This is a genomic window from Streptomyces sparsogenes (assembly GCF_001704635.1).
Taxonomy (GTDB): Bacteria; Actinomycetota; Actinomycetes; order Streptomycetales; family Streptomycetaceae; genus Streptomyces; species Streptomyces sparsogenes.
Genome location: NZ_MAXF01000016.1, coordinates 93215 through 119516 on the forward strand (window position 1 = coordinate 93215; position 26302 = coordinate 119516).

General features: G+C 73.7%; 27 protein-coding genes and 1 riboswitch. Of the genes, 14 read left to right on the forward strand and 13 right to left on the reverse strand.

From position 1 onward, the window contains the following. The first annotated feature begins 57 nt into the window (after positions 1 to 57). Entirely contained in the window at positions 58 to 705 is a 648-nt protein-coding gene (locus tag BBH68_RS02530) for a TetR/AcrR family transcriptional regulator (RefSeq protein ID WP_065958571.1), read from the forward strand. A gap of 304 nt (positions 706 to 1009) precedes the next feature. Continuing rightward, the gene (locus BBH68_RS02535; RefSeq protein WP_079150751.1) at positions 1010 to 2581 is read left to right on the forward strand and encodes a phytoene desaturase family protein; all 1572 of its coding nucleotides are present in this window, start codon (positions 1010 to 1012) and stop codon (positions 2579 to 2581) included. Between the two features lie 259 nt (positions 2582 to 2840). Here the strand turns inward: BBH68_RS02535 and BBH68_RS02540 are convergent, their stop codons facing one another. The 5 genes from BBH68_RS02540 to BBH68_RS02560 form a co-directional block, all read right to left on the reverse strand. Beyond that, positions 2841 to 3812 (reverse strand): hypothetical protein, encoded by a 972-nt coding sequence (locus BBH68_RS02540; RefSeq protein WP_065958573.1) that lies wholly within the window; start codon positions 3810 to 3812, stop codon positions 2841 to 2843. A 39-nt stretch (positions 3813 to 3851) separates the two neighbouring features. Continuing rightward, complete coding sequence (metF, locus tag BBH68_RS02545; protein WP_065958574.1) at positions 3852 to 4769, reverse strand: methylenetetrahydrofolate reductase [NAD(P)H]; 918 nt, start codon at positions 4767 to 4769, stop codon at positions 3852 to 3854. A 143-nt stretch (positions 4770 to 4912) separates the two neighbouring features. Next, positions 4913 to 5569: a thiamine phosphate synthase gene (gene thiE, locus BBH68_RS02550; protein WP_065958575.1), complete on the reverse strand. Its 657-nt coding sequence runs from the start codon at positions 5567 to 5569 to the stop codon at positions 4913 to 4915. 187 nt (positions 5570 to 5756) lie between these two features. After that, complete coding sequence (locus BBH68_RS02555) at positions 5757 to 6122, reverse strand: Rv2175c family DNA-binding protein (RefSeq protein WP_065958576.1); 366 nt, start codon at positions 6120 to 6122, stop codon at positions 5757 to 5759. A 90-nt stretch (positions 6123 to 6212) separates the two neighbouring features. Then, a complete protein-coding gene (locus tag BBH68_RS02560; RefSeq protein WP_076971046.1) occupies positions 6213 to 7463 on the reverse strand; it encodes an NAD(P)/FAD-dependent oxidoreductase in 1251 nt (416 codons plus the stop codon). 118 nt (positions 7464 to 7581) lie between these two features. Next, positions 7582 to 7696: riboswitch (TPP riboswitch) on the forward strand. Between BBH68_RS02560 and thiO the strand changes: the two genes are divergently transcribed. The 7 genes from thiO (at position 7693) to BBH68_RS02595 (ending at position 14391) form a co-directional block, all read left to right on the forward strand. Then, entirely contained in the window at positions 7693 to 8907 is a 1215-nt protein-coding gene (thiO, locus tag BBH68_RS02565) for a glycine oxidase ThiO (RefSeq protein WP_065958577.1), read from the forward strand. Its footprint overlaps the riboswitch before it by 4 nt. Continuing rightward, on the forward strand, positions 8904 to 9158 hold the full coding sequence (gene thiS / locus BBH68_RS02570; protein ID WP_174588974.1) for a sulfur carrier protein ThiS: 255 nt from the start codon (positions 8904 to 8906) through the stop codon (positions 9156 to 9158). Before thiO ends, thiS begins: the two co-directional genes overlap by 4 nt. 19 nt (positions 9159 to 9177) lie before the next feature. Beyond that, positions 9178 to 10044 carry a thiazole synthase gene (locus BBH68_RS02575; protein ID WP_079150757.1) on the forward strand — a complete coding sequence of 289 codons (867 nt, stop codon included), beginning with the start codon at positions 9178 to 9180 and terminating at the stop codon, positions 10042 to 10044. Positions 10045 to 10068: 24 nt separating this feature from the next. Beyond that, positions 10069 to 10539 (forward strand): SRPBCC domain-containing protein, encoded by a 471-nt coding sequence (locus BBH68_RS02580; protein WP_065958578.1) that lies wholly within the window; start codon positions 10069 to 10071, stop codon positions 10537 to 10539. Between the two features lie 183 nt (positions 10540 to 10722). After that, positions 10723 to 12663: a Stk1 family PASTA domain-containing Ser/Thr kinase gene (gene pknB, locus BBH68_RS02585; RefSeq protein ID WP_065958579.1), complete on the forward strand. Its 1941-nt coding sequence runs from the start codon at positions 10723 to 10725 to the stop codon at positions 12661 to 12663. Between the two features lie 73 nt (positions 12664 to 12736). Beyond that, on the forward strand, positions 12737 to 13618 hold the full coding sequence (locus tag BBH68_RS02590) for a deoxyribonuclease IV (protein ID WP_065958580.1): 882 nt from the start codon (positions 12737 to 12739) through the stop codon (positions 13616 to 13618). 113 nt (positions 13619 to 13731) lie between these two features. Then, positions 13732 to 14391 carry a DUF4396 domain-containing protein gene (locus BBH68_RS02595; RefSeq protein WP_245737858.1) on the forward strand — a complete coding sequence of 220 codons (660 nt, stop codon included), beginning with the start codon at positions 13732 to 13734 and terminating at the stop codon, positions 14389 to 14391. Between the two features lie 18 nt (positions 14392 to 14409). On the opposite strand, the gene BBH68_RS02600 is transcribed toward BBH68_RS02595, so the two are convergent. Further along, positions 14410 to 15042 (reverse strand): sulfite oxidase-like oxidoreductase, encoded by a 633-nt coding sequence (locus tag BBH68_RS02600; RefSeq protein WP_065958581.1) that lies wholly within the window; start codon positions 15040 to 15042, stop codon positions 14410 to 14412. A 147-nt stretch (positions 15043 to 15189) separates the two neighbouring features. Between BBH68_RS02600 and bfr the strand changes: the two genes are divergently transcribed. Continuing rightward, on the forward strand, positions 15190 to 15669 hold the full coding sequence (gene bfr, locus BBH68_RS02605) for a bacterioferritin (protein WP_065958582.1): 480 nt from the start codon (positions 15190 to 15192) through the stop codon (positions 15667 to 15669). A 3-nt stretch (positions 15670 to 15672) separates the two neighbouring features. Here the strand turns inward: bfr and BBH68_RS02610 are convergent, their stop codons facing one another. Beyond that, positions 15673 to 15924 carry a (2Fe-2S)-binding protein gene (locus tag BBH68_RS02610; RefSeq protein ID WP_065958583.1) on the reverse strand — a complete coding sequence of 84 codons (252 nt, stop codon included), beginning with the start codon at positions 15922 to 15924 and terminating at the stop codon, positions 15673 to 15675. A 163-nt stretch (positions 15925 to 16087) separates the two neighbouring features. Further along, complete coding sequence (locus BBH68_RS02615) at positions 16088 to 17437, reverse strand: class II 3-deoxy-7-phosphoheptulonate synthase (protein WP_065958584.1); 1350 nt, start codon at positions 17435 to 17437, stop codon at positions 16088 to 16090. A 183-nt stretch (positions 17438 to 17620) separates the two neighbouring features. On the opposite strand from BBH68_RS02615, the gene BBH68_RS44410 reads away from it, so the two are divergent. Together BBH68_RS44410 and BBH68_RS02625 are read left to right on the forward strand one after the other, a co-directional pair. Further along, positions 17621 to 17677, forward strand: a complete 57-nt coding sequence (locus tag BBH68_RS44410) for a trp operon leader peptide (protein WP_106516695.1) — start codon at positions 17621 to 17623, stop codon at positions 17675 to 17677. A gap of 93 nt (positions 17678 to 17770) precedes the next feature. Next, on the forward strand, positions 17771 to 19732 hold the full coding sequence (locus BBH68_RS02625) for an anthranilate synthase family protein (protein ID WP_065958586.1): 1962 nt from the start codon (positions 17771 to 17773) through the stop codon (positions 19730 to 19732). A 74-nt stretch (positions 19733 to 19806) separates the two neighbouring features. On the opposite strand, the gene BBH68_RS02630 is transcribed toward BBH68_RS02625, so the two are convergent. The 4 genes from BBH68_RS02630 to BBH68_RS02645 all read right to left on the reverse strand — a co-directional run bounded on the left by BBH68_RS02630 (position 19807) and on the right by BBH68_RS02645 (position 23856). Beyond that, positions 19807 to 20835, reverse strand: a complete 1029-nt coding sequence (locus BBH68_RS02630) for a 6-phosphofructokinase (protein WP_065958587.1) — start codon at positions 20833 to 20835, stop codon at positions 19807 to 19809. 186 nt (positions 20836 to 21021) lie between these two features. Beyond that, positions 21022 to 21747 (reverse strand): response regulator, encoded by a 726-nt coding sequence (locus BBH68_RS02635; protein WP_065958588.1) that lies wholly within the window; start codon positions 21745 to 21747, stop codon positions 21022 to 21024. Continuing rightward, positions 21744 to 23003 (reverse strand): MacS family sensor histidine kinase, encoded by a 1260-nt coding sequence (gene macS, locus BBH68_RS02640; protein ID WP_065958589.1) that lies wholly within the window; start codon positions 23001 to 23003, stop codon positions 21744 to 21746. Before macS ends, BBH68_RS02635 begins: the two co-directional genes overlap by 4 nt. A gap of 106 nt (positions 23004 to 23109) precedes the next feature. Further along, a complete protein-coding gene (locus tag BBH68_RS02645) occupies positions 23110 to 23856 on the reverse strand; it encodes a lysophospholipid acyltransferase family protein (RefSeq protein ID WP_065958627.1) in 747 nt (248 codons plus the stop codon). Positions 23857 to 24023: 167 nt separating this feature from the next. Here BBH68_RS02645 and BBH68_RS02650 point away from each other — a divergent pair, with 167 nt between their 5' ends. After that, positions 24024 to 24842, forward strand: a complete 819-nt coding sequence (locus BBH68_RS02650) for an alpha/beta hydrolase (RefSeq protein WP_065958590.1) — start codon at positions 24024 to 24026, stop codon at positions 24840 to 24842. Continuing rightward, on the forward strand, positions 24829 to 25488 hold the full coding sequence (locus BBH68_RS02655; protein WP_065958591.1) for a hypothetical protein: 660 nt from the start codon (positions 24829 to 24831) through the stop codon (positions 25486 to 25488). The genes BBH68_RS02650 and BBH68_RS02655 overlap by 14 nt, the downstream gene beginning before the upstream one ends. 15 nt (positions 25489 to 25503) lie before the next feature. On the opposite strand, the gene BBH68_RS02660 is transcribed toward BBH68_RS02655, so the two are convergent. Then, positions 25504 to 26286, reverse strand: coding sequence for an endonuclease/exonuclease/phosphatase family protein (locus BBH68_RS02660; protein ID WP_065958592.1), 783 nt, complete (start codon positions 26284 to 26286; stop codon positions 25504 to 25506). Positions 26287 to 26302 lie beyond the last annotated feature (16 nt).

Genomic DNA, 26302 nt, shown 5'->3' on the forward strand with positions numbered 1-26302 from the left:
CGCGGAGGGAACGGACCTGTGAGCGAGACCACTTCGGCAGCGGGCACAATCAGCGCCATGGACAGCAGCAGCACGCGTCGCCAGGCCACCCGGCAGAAGCTCTTCGAGGCAGCGGTCACCCTCATCGCGGAGCAGGGGTTCTCCTCCACCACCGTCGACGAGATCGCCGAGCGGGCCGGGGTGGCCAAGGGCACGGTGTACTACAACTTCGCGAGCAAGACCATGCTCTTCGAGGAGCTGCTGCGGCACGGCATCGAGCTGCTGACCGCCTCGCTGCAGAGCGCCGCCGACGAGACGGCCGAGCGCGGCGGCGGCCCCGTCGACGCGCTGGACGCCATGGTCCGCGCGGGCCTGGGGTTCATCGCGCGCTACCCGTCGCTGACCCAGCTGTACGTCGCCGAGCTGTGGCGCACCAACCGCGCCTGGCAGTCCACGCTGATGGTGGTGCGCCGGCAGGCCATAGCGGTGATCGAGTCGGTGCTGCGGGAGGGCGTGGCCGCCGGGGAGCTGAGCGAGGACATCGACATCCCGCTGACCGCCTCGGCGCTCTTCGGAATGGTCCTGGTGGCGGCGCTGGACTGGCAGTCGTACCAGCCGGAGCGGTCGCTGGACGACGTGCACGCCGCGCTGTCCCGGCTGCTGCAGGGGCGCGTGGGCGGCGCTTCGCCCAAGGGCCCGGCCAGAGGCATCGGCGCCCCGGGCTGAGCCCGGCCAGAGCGGCAAAAAGGCGCTGTTCTGGTGCGGTTCGAACCCCGATCGATCCGCGCCGGAACAGCGCCTCCCCCCGGGAGAATCCCCCGATGCGTCCGGGTCGCCACGCCGTTCCGCCGCCCCGTGTCGGCGGTCCGGCGCCGCGCCCCTTCCGCGCCCACCACTCTTCCTTCCGCGCAGGTCATGACCCATCCGCGCGATTACTCATCTGTCCGACTAGGTACGCGTACTCAAGCCCTGGGCGCTTCTCCCCAGGCCACGGTGTCCGCTGTCGGTGGCGGCGGATAAAGTCGCGGTCATGGCACGGATTGCGGTGATCGGCGCCGGGATGGGCGCCATGGCGGCCGCCGCCCGGCTGGCCGTCGCGGGCCACCAGGTGGCGGTGTACGAGCGCGGGCGGACCCACGGCGGCGGGGTCGGGCGCTTCGAGCGGGACGGGTTCGCCTTCGACACCGGCCCCGGGCTGCTCCACCTGCCCGCCGTCTACCGCGATCTGTTCGTGAAGACCGGCAAGGAGACCCTGGAGCAGTGCGTCGAGCTGACCCAGGTCGACCCCGCGAGCCGGCACCTCTTCGCCGACGGCACGGACGTCCCGCTGCCCAACGCCTCGCGGGCCGGGGTGGTCCGGGCGCTGGACGACGCCTTCGGCGCGGGCGCGGGCGAGCGCTGGAGCGATCTGGTCAACCGGGCCCGCGAGGCCTGGGACGCCACCCGCAGACCGCTGCTCGAGGAGCCGCTGCGCGCGGACTGGCGGGCCCTGGGCCGCGACCCCTATCCGGCGCCCGCCCGCCGCGGGATCTCCGGCTGGCTCCGCCGGGACGGCGGGCGGCCGGCCACGCTCGCCGATGTGGCGCGCCGTGAGCTGAAGGACCCCAGGGCCGCCGCCCTGCTGGAGAGCCACGCGCTCGCGCACAGCCTCGATCCGCGCACCGCCCCGGCCGGCGCCGCGGTGCTGCCGTATCTGGAGCAGACCTTCGGCACCTGGTACGCGCGCGGCGGGATGCGGGCGCTGGCCGACGCGCTGTACGGGCGCTGCCGGGCGCGGAAGGTGCGGTTCTCCTTCGGGGCCGAGGTCGTCGGCATCCTGGAGAAGGACGGGCGCGCGGCGGGCGTGGAGCTGGCGGACGGCTCCGTGGCGGAGGCTGACGCGGTGGTGGCCGGCGTCGCCCCGGCGCTGCTGCCCGCGCTGCTGGGCGGCGCCGAGCCCTGGCGCGACGGCGATGTGCGGCCCGCCGGCGACCCCGCGACCGGAGCCGGCGCCGGCGGCGGGGCGGGGCGGCTCACGGTCTTCCTCGCGCTGCGCGGTGCCCGCCCCCGGGACGCCGCCCACCGCACCGTGGTCCACACCCCGGACCGCGAAGCCGAGCTGGCGGCCGTCTTCGGCAAGGCCGGCGACAGCCGCGGGACGCGCGAGCCGTGCCCCCGCCCGACGGTGACCGTGCTGCGCCCGGACGACCCCACGACCCGCCCCGACGAGGACCACGAGGCCGTCACGCTCACCGCCACCGTCGCCCCGCACGGCCCGGTGGACTGGATCGACGGTCCGGCCGCCGAGCAGGACGCGGAGCGGCTCGTGGCGGCCGCCGAGGCGGCGATACCGGGGCTGCGCGACCGGCTGCTGTGGCGGGAGGTGCGCACCCCCGCCGACACCGCCGCGGACACCGCCGCCCCGGGCGGCGCCGTGCCCGGCCCCGCCCTGGCCGGCGCGGACGGGCGCTTTCTGCGTCCGGCGAATCTCACGCGCCTGCCGGGGCTGTATCTGGCGGGCGGCTGGGCGCATCCGGGCGGCGGGCTCGCCCATGCGGGGATGTCGGGCGCGATGGTGGCCGGGCTGATCGTCGACGGGGCGGACTGGCGCGGCTCCCAGTGACGGGAAGCGAGGCCCGCTCCCGGACGCCCGCCGGGCGTCCCCGGCGGCGCGGCTCGCCGCCCGGGCCGGCTCCGCCCCGTCCGGCCGCAGGCCCGCCCGGCCCCGGCGCGGCCGGGGCGTACGGGACCCACCCGTCCCGCGAGGCCACGCGGGGCGCCCGCCGCGCGCCCCGGGGCCGGGGGCTTGCCCCGGCCGGGGGAAGGGGCGGGGCGGGGGGACAGACCCCGCGCCGCCCGGTGGGACCGGCAGGCGTCAGGCGTCAGTAGCGGTACCGCTCGTCGTAGCCGCCGTTGTAGTCCTGCTGCTGGTAGGGGTACGGCGGCTGGTCGTGCGGGAGGTCGTCGCCGTCGCGCTGCTGGGGGACCCACGGTCCGCCGGGCTCCATGCTCGCCTCGGGGGCGTACTGCTGCTGACCGCCGTAGGAGGGCTCCGCCGCGTAGTGGTCGCCGAGGCCGCCCGTGCCGTACTGGTCGTGGCCGTAGGAGGCGTACTGCCCGGCGTACTGCTGATGCGCGTACTGCTGGTCGTAGCCCGCCTGTTGCGGCTCGTACCCGGGCTGCGGGGAGCCGCCGTACGGGTCGCCGTAGCCGCCGTAGCCGTCGGTGCCGTATCCGTACTGGCCGGCGTCCGCGTAGGCGTCCTGGCCGTGGTCCTGGCCCGTGCCGTAGGCAGGGCTCCCGGCGTGGCTGTCGTGATGGCCTTCGGGGGTGCCGTAGCCGCCGTAGGTCTCGTAGCCTCCGTAACCCCCCGTCCCGCCGGCCCCGGCCGTCTGCGCGGCCTGCCCGGCCTGCGCGCCGTGCGCGGCGGAGTCGCCGTAGACGCCGTACTCACCCGTGTCGTCGGGCAGCGGCTCCGGCTGGTACGCGGTCGGCTCCTGCTGCGACACCGGGACCGCCTCGAGGTCGGAGACCTCGAGCGTCGGCTCGGCGTCCGGCGGGGGCGGCGCGCTCTCGCGCTCCCCGCGGCTGAGGCCCGGTACGCCGCGCAGCGCCCACCCGGCGGCGAAGCCGCGCCGGAAGGACAGCGTGACGTAGGTCTGGCCGACCGCGAAGGCGATCGCGCCCGCACCGATCACCCACACCGACGGGATGATCACGCCGACCACCACTCCGAGGAAGCCGGTGAAGGCGAGGAGCCGCCAGCGCAACCGTGCCTTGTACTGCAGCAGCACCTCGCCCAGCAGCCACAGCGCGACGATGCCGAACGCGATGTAGAGGACCGTCCAGCCCATGCCCGCCCCTCTCGTGCGGCCGCCCGTCGGCTGCCGTCATCAGGACCGCTGATGCAGTCCCAGATTCTCGTAGATCTCCAGCGTCGCCGGGGAGTGGTTCAGCGTAATGAAGTGCAGTCCGGGGATCTCCTCGGCCATCAACCGCGCGCACAACTGGGTGGCGTAGTCGATCCCGATCGAGCGTACAGCCGCCGCGTCGTCCTTGACCGCCAGGATCCGCTCCGCGAGGTCCGGAGGGAAGGCGGCGTTGCTCAACTGCGCGAACCGCTCGATCTGCCGCACGTTCGTGACGGGCATGATCTCAGGGATGATCGGCGTCGTACAGCCCGCGGCGGCGACCCGGTCGCGGAGCCGCAGATAGTCCTCGGCGTAGAAGAACATCTGGGTGATCGCGAAGTCGGCGCCGGCGCGGCACTTGTCCACGAAGTGACGGATGTCGGCGTCCCAGTCCGTCGAGCGCGGGTGCATCTCGGGGAAGGCCGCGACGCCGACGCAGAAGTCTCCGGACTCCTTGATCAGCTCGACCAGTTCGGCGGCGTAGGTGACGCCGTCGGGGTGGCGGACCCACTCCCCCATGGGGTCGCCGGGCGGGTCGCCGCGCAGCGCCAGCATGTTGCGGATCCCGGCGCCCGCGTACTGCCCGATGATGTTGCGCAGCTCGGCGCGGGAGTGGTTGACGGCGGTGAGGTGGGCGACCGGGGTGAGGGTGGTGTCGGTCGCGATGCGCTCGGTCACGCGCACGGTCCCCTCACGGGAGGAGCCGCCCGCGCCGTAGGTCACGGAGACGAAGGTCGGGGAGACTGCTTCGAGCCGGCGGATGGCGTTCCACAGAGTCTGTTCTCCCTTCTCCGTCTTCGGGGCGAAGAACTCGAAGGAATACGACTGCTCGCCGGACGCGAGGAGATCCCGCACGGTGTGGGCGCGATCTGTCCTGGTGGAGGCTGTGCCAAGGGCCATACGGGAAGGTTAGCCAGCGGTGGGGCGCACGCCCAGCGGGCCGAGGCGTTATGCCCCTTTCGCCGGGCGTTGGTCCGTACTGCGGACACATCGCGGGAAAAGAGCGGGTCGGCACGGCTCCGCCGGGGCGTGGCCGCGGGGGCTCACAGGGCGTGCGCGCGCACCCGCTTGGCCAGCTCGGCGGCGGCCGCGCCGGGGTCGTCGGCCTCGGTGACGGCCCGGACCACGACGATCCGCCGCGCGCCGGCCTCCAGCACCTCGTCCAGGTTGGCGGCGTCGATCCCGCCGATGGCGAACCAGGGCCGCGCGGTCCTCAGCGCGGCGGTGTGCCGCACGAGCGACAGGCCGGGCGCGGGCCGCCCCGGCTTGGTGGGTGTGGGCCAGCAGGGCCCGGTGCAGAAGTAGTCGACGCCCGGCTCGGCGGCCGCGGCCTCCGCCTCGGCCGGCGCGTGGGTGGACCGGCCGATCAGCACATCGGCGCCGAGGATCGCGCGCGCGGCCGGGACGGGGAGGTCGCCCTGGCCGAGGTGCAGCACGTCGGAGCCGATGGCGTGGGCGACGTCCGCCCGGTCGTTGACCGCCAGCAGCTTGCCGTGGCGGCGGCAGGCGTCGGCGAGGACCGCGAGGTGGTCCAGCTCCTCGCGGGCCTCCATGCCCTTGTCGCGCAGCTGGACGATGTCCACCCCGGAGCCCAGCACGGCGTCCAGGAACTCCGGCAGATCGCCCTGGCGCCGGCGGGCGTCGGTGCACAGGTAGAGCCGGGCGTCGGCGAGCTGCTCGCGGGCGGTGGTGGCGGCCATTGGGACGGCTTTCCCCCTGGGTCGGCGGTGGCGGGACGGCGGTGGCGGGACGGGGCGGCGAGGGCGGCGGCACGCAGACGCCGGGTCGGCGGCGTACGGACCGGAGCGGCCGGCCCGTACGCCGCGGTGTGGTGCGGACGGATCAGACGGATGGGATGGATCGGATGGTGCGGACGGATCGGATGGCTCAGACCGCCAGCGCCTGCGCGCGGCGCTTCACCTCGGTGCCGCGATTCTCACGCAGGGCCTGAGCCGGGGTGCCGGGCAGGCTCGGGTCCGGGGTGAAGAGCCACTCCAGCATCTCCTCGTCGCTGAAGCCGTCGTCCTTCAGCAGCGTCAGGGTGCCCACCAGGCCCTTGACGACCTTTCCGTCACCGATGAACTCGGCGGGCACCTGGAGCACCCTGTTCTCGCCACGGCGCACCGCGATCAGCTGACCCTCCTTGACCAGCTGCCGCACGCGCGTCACCTCGACACCGAGCCGTTCGGCGACATCGGGGAGGGTGAGCCAGGCGGGGACGAGAGCATCGATCTTTGCGTCAATCTCGGTCACGGGACAAGCCTGCCATCTGGGACTGACAGTGGGTAGTCGGGCGGCGGACGGCGGGGCGCCCGGCCGCCGCCCGCCGGTCCGCGCGGTGGGTCACAGGACCGCCGACTTCAGCGGCACCGAGGGGTCCGCGGCGCGGGCGCGGTCCAGCCGGGCGCCCTGTTCGATCAGTTTGCGGCCCTGGGCCAGATCGCGCGGACGGCCGACCGCCAGCAGGGCGACCAGCGCCCCCTCGCGCAGCCAGCACACCGACCAGGCCGCGCCCTCCGGGTCGCCGCGCCAGACCAGTTCGTCGGCGGCGGCGTGGTGGCCCGCGTACTGCACGAAGCGGCCGAACTGCTCGGACCAGAAATACGGCACCGGGTCATAGACCGAACCGGTGAAATGCGCGGTCCGGCTGCCGACCACATTGGCGGCGACGGTGCGCGGCCCCTGGAGCGCGTTGTCCCAGTGGTGGACCAGCAGCCGCTCGCCGTAGCGGGCGGAGGGGAACGAGGCGCAGTCCCCGACGGCGTAGACGTCCGGCGCCGAGGCGCGCAGCCGTTCGTCGGCGGCGATGGACCCGTCCGCGGCCAGTTCCACGCCCGAGCCGGCCAGCCAGCCCGTGGCGGGCCGCGCGCCGATGCCGACGACCACCGCCTCGGCCCGCAGCCGGGTGCCGTCGCCGAGCAGCAGGCCCTCCTCGTCCACGGCGGCCACCCGGGCCCCGGTGACCAGCTCGACGCCGTAGTCGGCGTACCAGCCCGCCATGGGGGCGGCGACCTCGGCCGGGAGGGCGCCCGCCAGGGGGCGGTCGGCGGCCTCCACGACGGTCACGGCGCAGCCCGCCTCGCGCGCCGCCGTGGCGAACTCCGCGCCGATCCAGCCCGCCCCGACCACCACGACCTCGCGCTGCCCGGCGAGCACCGGGCGCAGCCGCTCGGCGTCGTCGAGCGTGCGCAGCAGGTGCACGCCGGGCACGCCCTCCGCGCCGGGCAGGGTGATCGGCTCGGCGCCGGTGGCGATCACCAGGACGTCGTACGGCACCGGGCCCGACGAGGTCTCCAGCCGCCGCGCCCCGGTGTCCAGGCCCGTGACGGACACGCCGAGCCGCAGCTCGACGCCGAGCGCGGCGAAGTCCACGTCGAAGGCGGAGCCGTCGGCCTTGCCGAGCAGCACGGCCTTGGACAGCGGGGGCCGGTCGTAGGGCTGGTGGGCCTCGGCGCCGAGCAGCAGGACACCCCCGGTCCAGCCCTGCTCGCGCAGCGCGACGGCGGTCTGGACCCCTGCCATTCCCGCGCCGACGATCACCACCTGCTGTCCGCCGCCCCCCGGGGACGCCGGCTTCGTCGTCTCATCGCTCACACGATCACTGTAGGGCGGCGCGCGGGGCCGACCGGTGGAACGACGGACGAGATCTCCGGCACAGCGGGCGGGGGGCTGGTCTTCCGGGCGGTTCCGGGCTCGTACTAGGGTGGCGGGACGAAGCACTCGCGGGAGCCCGGACGCACCGGGCTGAGAGGGAGGCTGGAGCGGCCTCCGACCGTACGAACCTGATCCGGGTCATGCCGGCGAAGGGAGGGGCGTCACGCCCATGCACGCATCGCACACCTCGGGAGAGCCCGGCGGGCCGTACGACGCGCTGGTCGTCGGAGGCGGGGTCATCGGCCTGGTCACGGCCTGGCGGGCGGCCCGGCGGGGGCTGCGCACCGCGGTCGCCGATCCGGCGCCCGGCGGCGGCGCGGCCGAGGTCGCGGCGGGGATGCTCGCGGCCGTCACCGAGCTCCACTACGGGGAGCAGACGCTGCTCGCCCTCAACCTCGCCTCCGCGCGCCGCTATCCGGAGTTCGTGGCCGAGCTGGAGGAGGCAAGCGGCCAGGACGTCGGCTACCGCGCCTGCGGCACGCTCGCCGTGGCGTTCGACCCCGACGACCGCGCCCAGCTGCGCGAGCTCCACGACTTCCAGCGGCGGCTCGGGCTGGAGTCGCACTGGCTGACGGGGCGCGAGTGCCGGCGCCTGGAGCCGATGCTCGCGCCGGGCGTACGCGGGGGCCTGCGCGTGGACGGGGACCACCAGGTCGATCCGCGGCGGCTGACGGCGGCGCTGCTCACGGCGTGCGAGCGCGCGGGCGTCGTCTTCCACCGCGCCCGCGCGGAGCGGCTCACGCGCACCGCGGACCGCGCGACCGGCGTCGAACTCGCCGACGGCACCCGGCTGACGGCCGGGCGGACCGTCCTGGCCGCGGGCAGCCTCAGCGGACGGCTCGCCGGCGTCCCCCCGGAGGCGCTGCCGCCCGTGCGCCCCGTCAAGGGCCAGGTGCTGCGGCTGCGGGTGCCGCCCGCGTACGCGCCGTTCCTGTCCCGGACGGTACGGGCCCAGGTGCGCGGCGGGCACGTCTATCTGGTGCCGCGCGAGAGCGGCGAGCTGGTCGTCGGCGCGACCTCGGAGGAGCTCGGCTGGGACACCACGGTCACCGCCGGCGGCGTCTACGAACTGCTGCGCGACGCCCATGAGCTGGTGCCCGGCATCACCGAGCTGCCGCTCGTCGAGACCCGCGCCGGGCTGCGCCCCGGCTCCCCCGACAACGCGCCGCTGCTGGGGCCGAGCGCGCTGCCCGGCCTGCTCATGGCCACCGGCCACTACCGCAACGGCGTCCTCCTCACCCCCGTCACGGGCGATGTCATGGCCGAGGTGCTGACGAGCGGTGAGCTCCCCGAGGAGGCCCGGCCGTTCTCGCCGCGGCGCTTCCCGGCCACCCGGACCGACGTCCCGCCCGCCACCCCCGTACCGCAGGAGCAGCCCGTATGAGCACCCCCAGCACCGACCCCAGCCCCGCCCCCAACCCCGGCACCGGCTCCCTGACCGTCTCCCTGAACGGCGAGCCCCGTGAGCTCCCCGGCGGGACCACGCTCGACGCGCTGGTCGCGGAGCTGACCCGGGCGCCCTCCGGCGTCGCGGCGGCCGTCAACGAACAGGTCGTCCCGCGCGGCCAGTGGCCCGCCACGGCGCTCGGCGACGGGGACCGGGTCGAGGTCCTCACCGCGGTCCAGGGAGGCTGACCCCCGGATGGCCGACACCATGCGCGACACGACGCACGAGACGCCGTACGCCCCGCCCTACGCCACGGCGCCGTCCCCGGCGGCCGACCCCGGCCCGGACCCGCTCACCATCGCGGGCACCGCGTTCTCCTCCCGCCTGATCATGGGCACCGGCGGCGCGCCCAGCCTGGAGGTGCTGGAGCGCTCGCTGCTGGCCTCCGGCACCCAGCTCACCACCGTCGCGATGCGCCGCCTGGACCCGACCGTGCAGGGCTCGGTCCTGTCGGTGCTCGACCGGCACGGCATCCGGGTGCTGCCCAACACCGCCGGGTGCTTCACGGCCGGCGAGGCGGTGCTGACCGCCCGGCTCGCGCGGGAGGCGCTCGGCACCGACTGGGTCAAGCTGGAGGTGGTGGCCGACGAGCGCACCCTGCTGCCCGACCCGGTCGAGCTGCTGGACGCCGCCGAGACGCTGGTCGACGACGGCTTCACCGTCCTGCCGTACACCAACGACGACCCGGTGCTGGCCCGCAGGCTGGAGGAGGTGGGGTGTGCCGCGATCATGCCGCTGGGCTCCCCCATCGGCTCCGGCCTGGGGATCCGCAACCCGCACAACTTCGAGCTGATCGTCGAGCGGGCCACCGTCCCGGTGATCCTGGACGCGGGGGCGGGCACCGCCTCGGACGCCTCCCTCGCCATGGAGCTGGGCTGCGCCGCGGTCATGCTCGCGTCGGCCGTCACCCGCGCCCAGGAGCCGGTCCTGATGGCCGAGGCCATGCGCCACGCGGTCGCGGCCGGCCGGCTGGCCCACCGCGCCGGCCGCATCCCGCGCCGCCGTTTCGCCCACGCCTCCTCACCCGCGGAGGGCCTCGCCGCGCTGGACCCGGAGCGCCCGGCCTTCGGGTAGGGCGGGCGGCGGTAGCGTGGGGGCATGGTGGCCGACCGGATCGAGCGCGAGGTGTACGTCCCGGCGCCCGTGGACCGCGTGTGGCGGGTGCTGACGACCCCGGAGCACGTCCGCGTCTGGTACGCGTTCGAGGGGTGCGAGATCGACCCGCGGCCCGGCGGGACGCTCCGCTTCCGCTGGGACGAGAAGGGCGAGTTCCACGGCCGGGTGGAGAAGGCGGTGCCGGACGCCCTGTTCCGCTTCCGCCTCGCCCAGGAGCCTGACCACCCCCTGGCCCCGGGTCCGGGTCCGGGCTCGGGCTCGGGCCACTCGACGCTGGTGGAGTTCGTGCTCTCGGCCGAGGGCGGCGGCACGCGGCTGCGCGTGACCGAGAGCGGCATCCGGGAACTGTCGCTCCCCGACGAGGCGAAGGCCAAGCACGCGGAGTACGCTGCCGCGACCTGGGCCACCGCGCTCGAGGAGCTCGCCGCGCTGGCCGCGGCGTCGCACAACTGAGCGGCGCGACAGCACCAGGGCGCGGGACACCGCGCAACTCCCGCGCGTGACAAGGCGGAACGGGGGCGAACCGGGCGCCGTCCGCGCGCCGGGCCGGCGCCGGTGTCACCGTTCGGCACCAGTCCCGCGCGCGGGCGGCGCGGGTGACCTGGCGTGTCGTGGCGGCTCGTAGACTGCACTCTCGTGGATACGACCCTGCATGACCCCCTGGTCGGGCAGCTGCTCGACGGCCGCTACCGCGTCGAGGCGCGCATCGCCGTGGGCGGCATGGCGACGGTCTACCGGGCCGTCGACACGCGGCTCGACCGCGTGCTGGCCCTCAAGGTGATGCATCAGTCGCTCGCCACCGACGACGCCTTCGTCGAGCGCTTCATCCGTGAGGCCAAGTCCGTGGCCAGACTCGCCCACCCCAATGTGGTGGGCGTCTTCGACCAGGGGACCGACGGCTCCCACGTCTACCTCGCGATGGAGTACGTCGCCGGGTGCACGCTGCGCGACGTACTGCGCGAGCGGGGGGCGCTGCAACCGCGGGCCGCGCTGGACATCCTGGAGCCGGTGCTGGCCGCGCTCGGGGCGGCGCACCTCGCGGGGTTCGTCCACCGGGACATGAAGCCGGAGAACGTGCTGATCGGCGACGACGGCCGGGTGAAGGTCGCCGACTTCGGCCTGGTGCGGGCCGTGGACACCAACACCAGCGTCTCCACCGGCAGCGTGCTGGGCACCGTCTCCTACCTGGCGCCCGAGCAGATCGAGCACGGCACGGCCGACACCCGCGCCGACGTCTACGCCTGCGGCGTGGTGCTCTACGAGATGCTGACCGGGTCCAAGCCACACACCGGCACCACCCCGGCACAGGTGCTCTACCAGCGGCTGAACGAGGACGTGCCCCCGCCGTCCGCGCTCGCGCCGCAGGTCGCCCCGGAGCTGGACGGCCTGGTCGCCGCGGCCACCGCGCGCGAGGTCGGGCGGCGTCCGGCCGACGCGGTGGAGCTGCTCGGGCTCGCGCGGACGGCGCGCGCCGCGCTGACCGAGGAGCAGCTCGACGCCGTGCCCCCGCAGGCCACGGCGGAGGCGCACGACAGCTCCGAGGACCGTACGAGCGTGATCCCGCGCCCGGTCGGGGCGGCGGCCGGGCCGGTGCCCGCCGACGAGGAGCGGCTCGAACTCACCAGCCGGCTGGAGCTGCCTGCGGAGCCGCCGGAGGCGGCACGCCCCGGGCGGCCCGCCGGCCAGGGCCGGCTGCCGCGCCGCGGGATCGTGACGATCGTCGTCGGGGTGCTGCTCGCACTCGGCATCGGGGTGGGCGTCTGGTACATCAATTCCGGCCAGTTCTCCAAGGTGCCCGCCGTGCTGGACCTGCCGGAGGCGAAGGCCAGGAAGAAGCTGGAGGACTCCGGCTTCGATGTGAAGGTCGTCTCGGAGTTCAGCGATGTGGTGGACAAGGGCAAGGTGATCTCCACCGACCCGGACGTCGGTGAGCGCATCCGCGACACCGGCACGGTGACCCTCCACGTCTCGCGCGGGCCGCAGCGCGCGGAGGTGCCCAATGTCGTGGGCATGCCGTTCAACAAGGCGAAGCAGCAGATCGCGGACGCGAACCTGTCCGTGTCCAAGGTGACCAGGGAGTTCAGCAACGAGACACCGCAGGGCTCGGTGCTCAGGACCGACCCGGCGGCCGGCACCGTTCGCCGGCCGGACGCCCCGGTGGGGATCGTGGTCAGCAGGGGTCCTGAGATCGACATCCCCGACGTGGTCGGCGAGTCCGAGGACGACGCCCGGTCCGAGCTGACCGAGGCGGGATTCAAGGTGAAGATCGCGAAGCAGCGGGTCTTCTCCGACGAGGACAAGGGCTCGGTGGCCGCGCAATCCCCGGACGAGAAGGCCGCCAAGGGCGACACCGTGACGCTGACCCTGTCCAAGGGCCCGGAGATGATCGAGGTGCCGGACGTCGAGGGCGAGTCCGTGGACGACGCCACGCAGGCCCTGGAGGCGGCGGGCTTCGAGGTGAAGCTGGACAAGCCGCTGCTGTTCCCCGGGGACAAGGTCACCGATCAGTCGGTGGACGCCGGGGACGAGGCGCCCAAGGGCAGCACGATCACGATCAAGGTCAAGGGCGTCTTCTAGGGCCTGTCTCACCAAGGCTGTCACCGCCGGGCCCGGCGCACAGGCGCCGGGCCCGGGCTGGCACCCTGGGCTCGTGAGTACGCCCAAGAACCGCGCCCGCGCCCGCAATCCGGTCGGCGGCCACATCCGCGTGGCCGGCGGCCTGGCCACCATCGGCCTGCCCTACACCCGCGACATCGGCGCCGAGGCCGTCCAGGTCTTCGTCGCCAACCCGCGCGGCTGGGCGACCCCGCGCGGTGTGGAGGCGCAGGACGAGAAGTTCCGCGCGGCGTGCGCCGACCAGTCGATCCAGGCGTACGTCCACGCTCCCTACCTGATCAATTTCGGCTCGCACACCCCCGAGACGGCCGAGCGGTCGGTCGACTCGCTGCGCCACTCGCTGCGGCGTGGCCGCGCCATCGGCGCGCTGGGCGTCGTCGTCCACACCGGCTCGGCCACCGGCGGGCGAGCGCGGTCCACGGCGCTCGCCCAGGTACGGGAGCGGATGCTGCCGCTGCTCGACGAGCTCACCCACGAGGACGACCCCTGGCTGCTGCTGGAGCCGACGGCGGGCCAGGGCACCTCACTGTGTTCCCGGGTCGAGGACCTCGGCCCGTACTTCGAGGCCCTGGACCGGCATCCCAAGCTGGGCGTCTGCCTGGACACCTGCCATGTGTTCGCCGCCGGTCACGACCTGGCGGCGCCGGGCGGGGTGAAGAAGACGCTCGACGAGCTGGTGTCGGTCACGGGCAAGGGCCGGCTGAGGCTGATCCACGCCAATGACTCCAAGGACGTCGCGGGGGCCCACAAGGACCGGCACGAGAACATCGGCTCGGGCCACATCGGCGCCGAGCCGTTCCGGGAGCTGTTCCGGCATCCGGCGACGAAGGGGGTGCCGCTGGTGATCGAGACGCCGGGCGGCAAGGAGGGGCACGCGGCGGACGTGGCCCAGCTCAAGGGGCTGCGCGACGGCTGAGCGGGTGATGAAAAGAGACGGGGACGGGTGGGGAATACCCCGGGGGGGTATATGGTTGGGCGAGAGGACAACAACGACGCCAACAGAAGCGCCACCACCTCCGGAGGCATCCGATGGAGCGGCACGACGTCCAGCCCGGACATGAGCACCACCAGCCCGGCCGACCCGAGCACACCGGCGCGGCCGAGCAGACCGACCAAGGCGACCACACCGGCCACCCAGCCCACCCAGCCCACCCAGGCCAGTCGGGGCATGCAGGCCACGCCGGTCACACCGGCCACCCACGCCACACAGGCGACACCAGCCACACCGGTCACACCGGTCACGGGGGCCACGCCTCGGCGAGCTGGGCCATGGCCGCCCAGGCCACGCTGCACTGCCTCACCGGCTGCGCCATCGGCGAGATCCTGGGGATGGCCATCGGCACCGCGCTGGCCTGGCACAACGTCCCGACGATGATCCTCGCGATCGTGCTCGCCTTTGTCTTCGGCTACTCGCTCACCATGCGCGGCGTCCTGCGCGCCGGGCTCGACACGCGCACCGCCCTGCGGGTCGCCCTCGCGGCCGACACCGTCTCGATCGCCGTGATGGAGCTGGCCGACAACGGCACCATCCTGGTCTTCCCGGGGGCGATGGACGCGACGCTGTCCGACGCGCTGTTCTGGCTCAGCCTCGCGCTGTCCTTCGTGGTCGCCTTCGCCGTGACCACGCCCGTCAACCGGTGGATGATCGGCCGCGGCAAGGGGCACGCCGTGGTGCACCAGTACCACTGAGGCCCGCGCGCCTCCGGGCTACAGCTCCGGGCCGTCCCCCGGCTCCTCCTGGTAGGAGTAGCGCTGCTCGCGCCACGGGTCGCCGATGTTGTGATAGCCGCGCTCCTCCCAGAAGCCACGGCGGTCGGCGGTCATGTACTCCACGCCCCGGACCCATTTGGGCCCCTTCCAGGCGTAGAGGTGGGGGACGACCAGCCGGACCGGAAATCCGTGCTCGGCGGTGAGCAGCTCGCCGTCCTTGTGGGTGGCGAAGATGGTCTTCTCGGCGGCGAAATCCGAGAGCCGCAGATTCGAGCTGAAGCCGTACTCGGCCCACACCATCACATGCGTGACCCCGGGAGCGGGCGGCGCGAGTTCCAGGATCCGGCGCGCCGCCACTCCGCCCCATTCCGCGCCCAGCATGCTGAATTTCGTCACGCAGTGCAGATCGGCCACGACGGTGGAGTACGGCAGCGCCGAGAACTCCTCATGCGTCCAGCCGTGCTTTTCCCCGTCGGCCGTGGCGCCGAAGACCCGGAACTCCCAGCGGTCGGGCTTGAACTTGGGGACCGGCCCGTAGTGCGTCACCGGCCAACCGCGCTGCAGCCGCTGCCCCGGAGGCAGCTGTCCGAGTTCCCCCTCGCGGCTTTCCGACTGACCCATGGCCTCCATGGTGTCAGACCTTGGGGGGTGGTCGTGACCAGGGCATCAGCTATCCGGGCAACTCGCACTAAGCGTGCACTTACTGGACGCTCCCGACGGGCGATGCGACCATGCGCACAAACGGCCGTCCCCGTTCTGATGGGAAGGAGCCCTTCGATGCAGGGCGACCCCGAGGTCCTCGAGTTCCTCAACGAGCAGTTGACCGGCGAGCTGACCGCGATCAACCAGTACTTCCTGCATTCGAAGATGCAGGACAACTTCGGCTGGACGAAGCTCGCGGCATACACCCGGGCGGAATCGTTCGACGAGATGAAGCACGCGGAGACGATCACCGATCGGATCCTTCTCCTGGACGGGCTGCCCAATTACCAGCGGCTGTTCCACGTCCGGGTGGGCCAGACGGTGACCGAGATGTTCCAGGCGGACCGCCAGGTGGAAATCGAGGCCATCGACCGCCTCAAGCGCGGGATCGAGGTCATGCGGACCAAGGGCGACATCACCTCGGCGAATATCTTCGAGGACATCCTCGCCGACGAGGAGCACCACATCGACTATCTGGACACCCAGCTCGCGCTGGTCGAGAAACTCGGCGAGGCGCTGTACCTCGCCCAGCAGATCGAGCAGCCGAGCAGCTGACCGCTACGCGGCCTCCGCCACCCGGGGCCCGGACACGGGCGCGACCACGGGGACACCGGCCGGGCCGAGGGTGTCCTCGGTCTCGCGCCGGGGGCAGGCGCCGCGCCCCAGCAGCGCCTGGATACGCCGCACACAGGAGCCGCAGTCCGTGCCGGCCTTGCAGGCGCCGGCGATCTGGCGCGGGGTGCAGGCGCCGGACTCGGCGTGCTCGCGCACCTGCTTCTCGGTGATGCCGAAGCACGAGCAGACGTACACGCGGCTCTCCAGGTCGGTCGGCGAAGGGTTGATCAGTGAGCTTGATCAGCAAGGTTGATCAGTGAGGTAACCCTTACCTTACCTTCCTCCGGAGGGGCCGACAACGCCGAGGGGCGCGGATCGATGTGATCCGCGCCCCACGGCACCGTTCGTTCCCCTCAGGTCACTGGTCCCGGTACATCTCCGCGACCAGGAACGCCAGGTCCAGCGACTGGCTGCGGTTGAGCCGCGGGTCGCAGGCCGTCTCGTAGCGCTGGTGCAGGTCGTCGACGAAGATCTCGTCGCCGCCGCCCACGCACTCGGTGACATCGTCACCGGTCAGCTCCATGTGGATGCCGCCCGGGTGGGTGCCGAGCGCCTTGTGGACCTCGAAGAAGCCCTTGACCTCGTCCAGCACATCGTCGAAGCGCCGGGTCTTGTGCCCGGACGCCGCCTCGAAGGTGTTGCCGTGCATCGGGTCGCAGATCCAGGCCACCTGGGCGCCGGAGGCCGTGACCTTCTCCACCAGGTCGGGCAGCTTGTCGCGGATCTTGTCCGCGCCCATCCGGGTGATGAAGGTGAGCCGGCCGGGCTCCCGGCCCGGGTCGATCCGCTCGATCAGCGCCAGCGCCTCTTCCGGCGTGGTCGTCGGGCCGAGCTTCACGCCGACGGGGTTGCGGATCCGCGCGGCGAACTCGACGTGCGCCCCGTCCAGCTGGCGGGTGCGCTCGCCGATCCACACCATGTGCCCGGACACGTCGTACAGCTCGCCCGTACGGGAGTCCGTACGGGTCAGCGCCGACTCGTAGTCCAGGATCAGGGCCTCGTGCGAGGCGTAGAACTCGACCGTCTTGAACTCCTCCGGGTCCACCCCGCAGGCGTTCATGAAGTTCAGCGCCCGGTCGATCTCCCGCGCCAGCGCCTCGTAGCGCTGCCCGGCAGGGGACGACTTCACGAAGTCCTGGTTCCAGGCGTGCACCTGGCGCAGGTCCGCGTAGCCGCCGGTGGTGAAGGCGCGCACCAGGTTCAGCGTCGAGGCGGAGGCCTGGTACATCCGCTTGAGCCGCTGCGGGTCCGGGATCCGGGCCTTCTCGGTGAACTCGAAGCCGTTGACCGAGTCGCCCCGGTAGCTGGGCAGGGTCACCCCGTCGCGGGTCTCGGTCGGCTTGGAACGCGGCTTGCTGTACTGGCCGGCGATCCGCCCGACCTTCACCACCGGGACCTCCCCGGCGTAGGTCAGCACGGCGCCCATCTGCAGCAGCGTCTTCAGCTTGTTGCGGATCTGGTCCGCGCCCACGGCGTCGAACGCCTCGGCGCAGTCGCCACCCTGCAGCAGGAACGCCTCACCCCGGGCCACGGCCCCCAGGCGCTCCCGCAGCTGGTCGCACTCGCCCGCGAAGACGAGCGGCGGATAGGACTCGAGCTCGGCGATCACCTCGCGCAGAGCCGCTTGGTCCGGCCAGTCGGGCTGCTGCGCCGCGGGGAGAGACTTCCAGGTGTGGCCACCGGTGTGGGTTTCAGCGTTCACGGTCACGCCAGCAAGGTTACGGGGTCCCCACCGCCGTCCAGCCCCCTGCCCACCAGATGAGACACCCGCCGCCGCGCCCGGGGCGGAACGACGTGAGCGGCCACGACGACCAGGCGGACCACGACGACCACACCACGGGCGGCGACGGGGACTGACGCCGCCCGGAGGACGTGCGGTAGGGTCCGGGGCATGTTCGCGCGACTGACCATGACCTGGTGGTGGACCGCTCATCCGGCGGCCCACTGATCGCGCGTACCCACCGACACCGCGAAGGCCGCCCGAGGGGCGGCCTTCGGCGTATCCGCGGGTCGTTCCTCCCTCCCGGAAGGAACCACCGCCATGCACCGTGATCCGCTCCACGACCCGCACGCGACCGTGCGGCGGCTGCTCGCCGCCGACTGCCCGCCGTTCGCCCTGCTGCACCGCCGTACGCCCGGCCACGCGCCCGACACCGTCGAGGTGCTGCTCGGCCCGGTCACCGAGGTGGAGCGGCTGACCGACATCCCGCTGCCGGCCGGGGCGCCGGGCAACGGCGCGGGAGCGCACGACGCGCTGGCGCTGGTGCCGTTCCGGCAGATCCGGGAGCGGGGGTTCGAGGTGCGCGACGACGGGACGCCGCTGGCGGTGCTGCGGCCCGAGGAGGCGTACGAGCTGGCGCTGGACGAGGTGCTGGACGCGCTGCCCGCGCACGACGTCCGGGTCGAGGGCGGGGCCTTCGACGTGGACGACGACGCGTACGCGCGGATCGTCGAGCGGGTCGTCGAGGACGAGATCGGGGCCGGCGAGGGCGCGAACTTCGTGATCCGCCGGACCTTCCAAGGCGAGATCCCGGGCTTCTCCGCCGCCGACGCGCTCGCGCTGTTCCGCCGGCTGCTGGCCGGGGAGCGCGGCGCGTACTGGACCTATGTGGTCCGGCTGGCGGACGGCCGGACGCTGGTCGGGGCCAGCCCCGAGGTGCATGTGCGGATGTCCGGCGGCACGGTCGTGATGAACCCGATCAGCGGGACGTACCGCTATCCGCGGGACGGGGCGCGGCTGGCGGGGCTGCTGGAGTTCCTGCACGACCGCAAGGAGGTGGAGGAGCTGTCCATGGTCGTGGACGAGGAGCTGAAGATGATGTGCACGGTCGGCGACATGGGCGGGGTGGTGGTCGGCCCCCGGCTCAAGGAGATGGCGCACCTCGCGCACACCGAGTACGAGCTGCGCGGCCGCTCCTCGCTGGATGTGCGGGACGTGCTGCGGGAGACGATGTTCGCGGCGACGGTGACCGGCTCGCCGGTGCAGAACGCCTGCCGGGTGATCGAGCGGTACGAGCCCGCCGGGCCGGACGGGGCGGGGCGCGGCTACTACGCGGGGGCGCTGGCGCTCATCGGGCGGGACGCGGGGGGCGCGCAGACGCTGGACTCGCCGATCCTGATCCGCACCGCCGACATCGACGGCTCGGGCGCGCTGCGCGTCCCGGTGGGGGCGACCCTGGTGCGCCACTCCGACCCGCGCGGCGAGGTCGCCGAGACCCACGCCAAGGCGGCCGGGGTGCTCACCGCCCTCGGGGTGCGGCCCGCCCCGGCGGCCCGGGGCGGCGGGCCCGAGCTGCCCCGGCTGGCCGACGACCCCCGGGTGCGGGCGGCGCTGGACGCCCGGCGAGCCGACCTGGCCCCGTTCTGGCTGCGGATGCACACGCCGCGGACCCCGGCGCACGCCGGGACCCGGCCGGCCGGGCACGCCCTGGTGGTCGACGGCGAGGACACCTTCACGGCGATGCTGGCCCACCTGCTGCGGACGACGGGGCTGACGGTGACCGTGCGGCGGTACGACGAGCCGGGGGTGCGGGAGGCGGCGCTGGCGCACGAGGGGCCGGTGGTGCTCGGCCCGGGGCCGGGCGACCCGTCCGACACCGCCGACCCGAAGATGCGCTTCCTGCGCGGGCTGACGGCGGACCTGGTGCGCGGGCACCGGCACGGGCTGCTGGGGGTGTGCCTGGGGCACGAGCTGCTGGCGGCCGAGCTGGGGCTGGAGATCGTACGGAAGGACGTGCCGTTCCAGGGTGCGCAGGAGCGGATCGGCTTCTTCGGGCGCGAGGAGACCGTCGGCTTCTACAACACCTTCACGGCGCGGTGCGACGACGCGGCGGCGGCCGAGCTGGCGATGCACGGGGTGGAGGTGAGCCGCGACCCGGTGAGCGGGGAGGTGCACGCGCTGCGCGGGCCGAACTTCGCGGGGGTGCAGTTCCACCCCGAGTCGGTGCTGACGCTGAACGGCTCGACCCTCGTGGCCGAGCTGCTGGCGGCCGTCCTGGTGTGACCGCGTCCGCCTGACGGGCCGCGCCCCGGACCCCTCGGGCCCATGAGGGCCGGGGTCCGGGGCGCGGGCCCGGGTCAGCCGAAGAAGACCTCGGCCTCCGCGTACAGGGAGGGGTCGACCGTCTTCAGCCGCGCCGTGGCCTCGCCGAGCGGGACACGGACGATGTCGGTGCCGCGCAGCGCGACCATCTTGCCGTAGTCCTCGTCGCGGACCGCGTCGATGGCGTGCAGCCCGAAGCGGGTGGCGAGCCAGCGGTCGAAGGCGCTGGGGGTGCCGCCGCGCTGGACGTGGCCGAGCACCGTGGTGCGGGCCTCCTTGCCGGTGCGCTTCTCGATCTCCTTGGCCAGCCACTCGCCGATGCCGGAGAGCCGGACGTGGCCGAAGGAGTCGAGCGACTCGTCCTTGAGCACCGCGTCGCCGCCCTTGGGCATGGCGCCCTCCGCGACGACCACGATCGGTGCGTAGCGGATCTTGAAGCGGGACTCGACCCAGGCGCAGATCTGGTCGATGTCGAAGCGCTGCTCGGGGATGAGGATGACGTTGGCGCCGCCGGCCAGCCCGGAGTGCAGGGCGATCCAGCCGGCGTGACGGCCCATCACCTCGACGACGAGAACGCGCATGTGCGACTCGGCCGTGGTGTGGAGGCGGTCGATGGCCTCGGTGGCGATGTTGACGGCGGTGTCGAAGCCGAAGGTGTAGTCGGTGGCGGACAGGTCGTTGTCGATGGTCTTGGGGACGCCGACGCAGCGGATCCCGTACTCGCCGGAGAGCCGCGCGGCCACCCCGAGGGTGTCCTCGCCGCCGATCGCGATCAGGGCGTCGACCTCCTCCTTGGCGAGGTTGTCCTTGACCCGGCGGATGCCGTCCTGGCTCTTGAGGGGGTTGGTGCGGGACGACCCGAGGATGGTGCCGCCGCGCGGCAGGATGCCGCGCACCGCCGGGATGTCCAGGGGGACGGTGTCGCCTTCGAGCGGACCGCGCCAGCCGTCCCGGAAGCCGACGAAGTCGTAGCCGTACTCCTGCACGCCCTTGCGGACGACGGCGCGGATGACCGCGTTGAGCCCGGGGCAGTCGCCGCCACCGGTCAGCACTCCGACCCGCATCGTTTCTTCCCTTCTCCCATGAATTCCTGAATCCCCGTGATTGGCCCGATACGCTAGGTAACGGTAACCGTGATCCAGGTCACACGGGATAGGGCGGGAAGTGAATGCCCTGCGGGCAGGGGCAGTTGAGTTCAGACTTCACCCGATCGAGCGGCTGCGGGGCTCCCCGGCGCACCGCCGGGCGTCTCAGGTGGCGTCCAGGCCGCGTTCGATCGCGTAGCGCACCAGCTCGACGCGGTTGTGCAGCTGGAGCTTGCCGAGGGTGTTCTGGACGTGGTTCTGGACCGTGCGGTGCGAGATGACCAGCCGTTCGGCGATCTGCTTGTACGACAGCCCCTTGGCCACCAGCCGCAGCACCTCCGTCTCCCGCTCGGTCAGCCGGGGGGCGACGGGGCGGTCGGGCGCGGCGGGGGCGGGGTCGCTCGCGAGCCGGCGGTACTCGCCGAGCACCAGGCCCGCGAGCCCAGGGGTGAACACCGGCTCCCCGGCCGCCGTCCGGCGCACCGCGTCCAGCAGCTCCTCGGTACTGGCCGACTTGACCAGATAGCCGGTCGCGCCGGACTTCACCGCCTCCAGCACATCCGCGTGCTCCCCGCTCGCGGAGAGCACCAGCACGCGCGGGCCGGGCGGGTCGGACTCGCCGCCTACGAGCTGCTTGCAGACCTCGACCCCGGGCAGCCCGGGGAGGTTGAGGTCGAGCACCAGGACATCGGGGCTCGCGGCCCTGGCGCGGCGCACCGCCTGGGGGCCGTCGCCCGCCGTGGCCACCACCTCGAACCCGGCCTCGGACAGATCGCGGGCGACCGCGTCGCGCCACATCGGGTGGTCGTCGACCACCATCACGCTCACGGGCCGGCCGTCCTGGCCGTCGCCCTGCCCGTCGCCCCGCTCGCCGTCCTGCCGCTCGGTCATCGCCCGATCTCCCCCCGTCGCGCGACGCCCGGCCGTCGCGGAACCTTCAACTCCACCTCGGTGCCCTGGCCGGGGGCCGAGATCCATTCCGCGCTGCCGCCCAGGTCGCGCAGGCGCCCCCGGATCGACAGCGCCACTCCCAGGCGCCCTTCGCGCTCGGCGTCTGCCAGCCGCCCCTCGGGGATGCCTGGCCCGTCGTCGCGCACGGTCACCGTCACCGCGTCCGGCTCGTCCTCGACCAGGATCCAGGCGTGCGCGCCCTCCCCGGCGTGCACCCGCACATTGTCCAGGGCGGCGCCGACGGCGGCCGCCAGCTCGGTCGCCGCGGCGGCCGGAAGCGGTACGGGGGTGCCCGGCCCGGAGAGCGTGACACGGGATCCGGCGTGCGGGGCCAACAGGGCCAGCAGATCGCGCGGTTCGCCGCCGTCGGCCCCGTCCGGGGCGGGTGCGTCGGCCACCGCCACCAGGGCAGGGCTCACCGCCGGCGGAGCCCCGGCCGGCGCCGGCAGGCCTCCGGCCGGCGGGGCCGCCGCGTCCTGGGCGCCGGGGCCGGTGGCGGGTCCGGTGGAGATCAGGGTGCGGAGCGCGATCTCCTGCTCCCCCGCCATCCGCCCCAGTTCGGCCGCTTCCCCGCCGATCGCGGCGCCCCGCCGCTGCACCATCGCGAGCACCTGGAGCACGCCGTCGTGGATGTCGCGGGCGAGCCGCTCGCGCTCGCGCGTCGCCGCCTCGATCCGCAGCGCGCGGGCCAGGGTGCGCTCACTGGCGCGGGCCACCTCGACCACATAGCCGATCGCCACGCTCGCCACCCACACCAGCATCAGCATGTGGACGGTGTCCTGGGCGAATCCGCCGCGCTCGATGATGTTGGCCGCGCACACGACCGTCGAGGCCCGGGCGGCCCAGCGCCAGCCGCCCTTGACGGCGAAGCCGAGCACCGCCCCGGCGGTCCATATCGACGGCAGGGTCGGTGTGCCCTCGGCGATGCGGTCGTGGGCGTCGACGAGCGGGGTGAGCAGGATGCCGACCACCGCGACGGTCAGGTCACCGACCAGGAACCGCAGGGTGCAGCGCTCGGCCGAGGAGACCATGCGGACGGTGAGCCCGGTCCACACGGTCAGCACGAGCATGTAGGCGCCCGCGCCGAGCGGGTGTTCGTAGTCGTCGAAGCCGTGGACGTAGAGGACGAGCGCGTACAGCAGCGTGAGCACCCGGTAGGCGGTCAGCGCCCGCCACAGGGGCTGCTCCACCGACATGCGCACCACGCGCTCGCCCCTGCCGCGCGCGCCCCTGAGACGCTCGGCTCTGAGACGCCCGCCCTTGAGACGCTGCGCCACTTCCCCACCCCCGTGCCGGACGCGGTCACGTCCCGGCCTTGTCCCCGCTCTTCCCGTCGCCCTCGTCGTCGCCGCTCTTGGCTTCGCGCTTGCGGGCCGCCTCCGCCTCCGCGATCTGCCGCTTGGCGACGGTCGCGTAGATGTCGACGTACTCCTGACCGGACAGCTTCATGATCTCGTACATGACCTCGTCGGTCACCGAGCGCAGGATGAAGCGGTCGTTGTCCATGCCGTGGTAGCGGCTGAAGTCCAGCGGCTTGCCGATCCGGATGCCCGGCCGCATCAGCTTCGGGACGACCTTGCCCGGCGGCTGGATCTTCTCGGTGTCGATCATCGCGACCGGGATCACCGGGGCGCCGGTCGCCAGCGCCACCCGCGCCAGACCGCCCGGCTTGCCGCGGTACAGCCGCCCGTCCGGCGAGCGGGTGCCCTCCGGGTAGATGCCGAACAGCTCGCCGCGCTCCAGCACCTCGATGCCGCTCTTGATCGCGGCCTCGCTCGCGCCGCGCCCGCCCGAGCGGTCGACCGGCAGCTGCCCGACGCCCTTGAAGAACGCGGCCGTCAGCTTGCCCTTCACACCCGGGGTGGTGAAGTACTCCTGCTTGGCGATGAAGGTGACCTTGCGGTCGAGCATCGCGGGGAGGAAGAAGGAGTCGGAGAAGGACAGGTGGTTGCTCGCGAGGATGGCCGGCCCCTCGGCGGGGACGTTCTCCAGCCCCTCCACCCAGGGCCTGAAGGCCAACTTCAACGCTCCGCCGACCGACAGCTTCATGGCGCCGTAGAACAACCGAGGACCTCCTGTATCCGACGAGGAGACCTTAACGTGCCTACCCCCTGTGCGGCGCGCCGCGTACGCTGAGGCGCGGGCCGCCCGGCCCTTTCCACCGACCCGCCGGAAACCGGCCGACAACCGCCACACACACCGAACGGAGATCCGCGGTGCCGCTCCTCCCCGGGGCCCAGCCGTTCCGCCACGACGGCGGAGAGATCGGCGTCCTCGTCTGTCACGGCTTCACCGGCTCGCCCCAGTCGGTCCGCCCCTGGGCCGAGCACCTCGCGCGGCAGGGCCTGACGGTCTCGCTCCCGCTGCTGCCCGGCCACGGCACCCGCTGGCAGGATCTCGCGGTCACCAGCCGCGAGGACTGGTACGCCGAGGTGGACCGCGAGCTGCGCGCGCTCGCCGAGCGGTGCCGGCGGGTGTTCGTGTGCGGTCTGTCGATGGGCGGCGCGCTCGCCCTGCGCCTCGCCGCCCGGCACGGGGCGCGGGTCAGCGGGCTCGCCCTGGTCAACCCGGCCCACGGGATGCACGAGCGGGCCGCCGCGGCACTGCCGGTGCTGCGCCATCTGGTCCCGTCCGCCAAGGGCATCGTCAGCGACATCGCCAAGCCGGGCGTGCGGGAGACGGGCTACGACCGGGTGCCGCTGCACGGCGCGTACCAGCTGCGCCGGTTGCTGCGGGAAGTGGACGCGGAGCTGCCGCGGGTGACCCAGCCGCTGCTGCTGATGCACAGCGCGGTGGACCACGTGGTGCCGCCGGTCGACTCGGCGCGCATCCTCAGCCGGGTCTCGTCCCGGGACGTGACCGAGCTGGTGCTGGAACGCAGCTATCACGTGGCCACGCTGGACCATGACGCGGAACTCATCTTCGCCGAGACCCACGCGTTCATCAGCAGGGTCGCGGAGGGTATGACCGACAAGGACGGCGGGACGGACACGGGACTCGGAAAGGAGGGGGCGGCGGCCAGTGGCGGAGCGTGACCCGAACGAGAACGAGGCAGGCGCGCGGGACGACGACGCCGCGTTCGCCGAGATCGTCGCGGCGTACGGCAAGGAGTCCCGGGAGCCCGACGGCTCGGTGCCCTGGCCCGAGGCCGAGGACCTCCCCGACGACGGCGACGGCCCGGAGCGCCGGGGCGCCCGGGGCGCCGGGAGCAGCGGCGCCGGGAACGACCGGCACGACGGAGACGGCGGGGACGGTGGGGACGACGGGGACGGGGAGGACGCCGAGCGCCGGTCCGAGCGGGACGGGGCCGGCCCGGCCGCCGTGGCCGGGACCGATCGGCCCGTCGGCAGCTTCATCGTGTACGCGCCGGGCGTCGGCCCCCGCGACTGGGAGCCCGCCGAGCCGTCCGACGACGACTTCGACGAGACCGACGAGGGCCACTTCGTCCCGCCCGAGCCGCCCCCGCTCCCCGAGAGCGACACCACCGCCCGCTTCGCCTGGCTGGGCGTCCTGGGCGGCCCCCTGCTGCTGCTCGGGGTGGTGCTGTTCCAGGTGGAGCTGACCTGGTGGATCACCACGCTGGGGGTGGGCGGCTTCCTGGGCGGCTTCACCACGCTGGTGCTGCGGATGAAGGACGACGACGAGGAGGACGACGACCCGGGGCGCGGCGCGGTCGTCTGAGCGGTGCCGGAGCCCTTACCGCGGGCCGGGCTCCGGCCGCGGGAGGCGGAGGGCGGCCAGGACCGGGAGGTGGTCGGAGGCCGCCTTCAGGTCGGCGTCCGTGACCCCTGGCAGCCCGGCCGGCACCCCGCAGCCGAGGATCTCCACGCCCTCGGTCGCGAACAGCGCGTCGATGCGGCGCCGCGGCCGGCCCGGGGAGTAGGTGAACTCGCTGCCCCAGGGCCCCACCGCCCAGCCGTCGCGCAGCGGACCGGCCAGCCGCTGGAAGGCGGGGCCGTCGGGCACGTCGTTGATGTCCCCGGCCAGCACGGCGTACGGGACGTCCAGCGCGGCGAGGTGGTCGAGCACCATCCCGGCCTGGTCGTAGCGCTCGGCCGCGGCCAGGCTCAGATGACAGCTGACCACGCCGAGCCTGATGTCCCCCGCCCCCCGGTGGCCGCCGAAGCGCAGCACGGCGGTGGCCAGGCCGCGCCGGTGCAGGCCGGGGACGCGGGGCAGCAGGATGTCCTCGGTGCGCTCCACATGGGCGCGCAGCGAGGTCAGCAGCATCGGGCCGGTGGCGGTGGCGCCGCCGGTGGTGTGGACGAGGTCGGTCTCGCGGGCCAGCCAGGCGGCGGCCTTGCGCCAGCGGAAGAAGCGCGGCGCCTCCTGGACGCACACCACGTCGGGGGCGCAGGCCCGGATCACCCGGGCCAGCGCCTGCCGGTCGTCGCGCAGCGAGCGGATGTTGTAGCTGAGCACGCGCACCACCGCCGCGTCCTGAGCGGTGGCGGACGCCGGCAGGTCGGCCAGTACCACGATCTCGTCCCCCCGT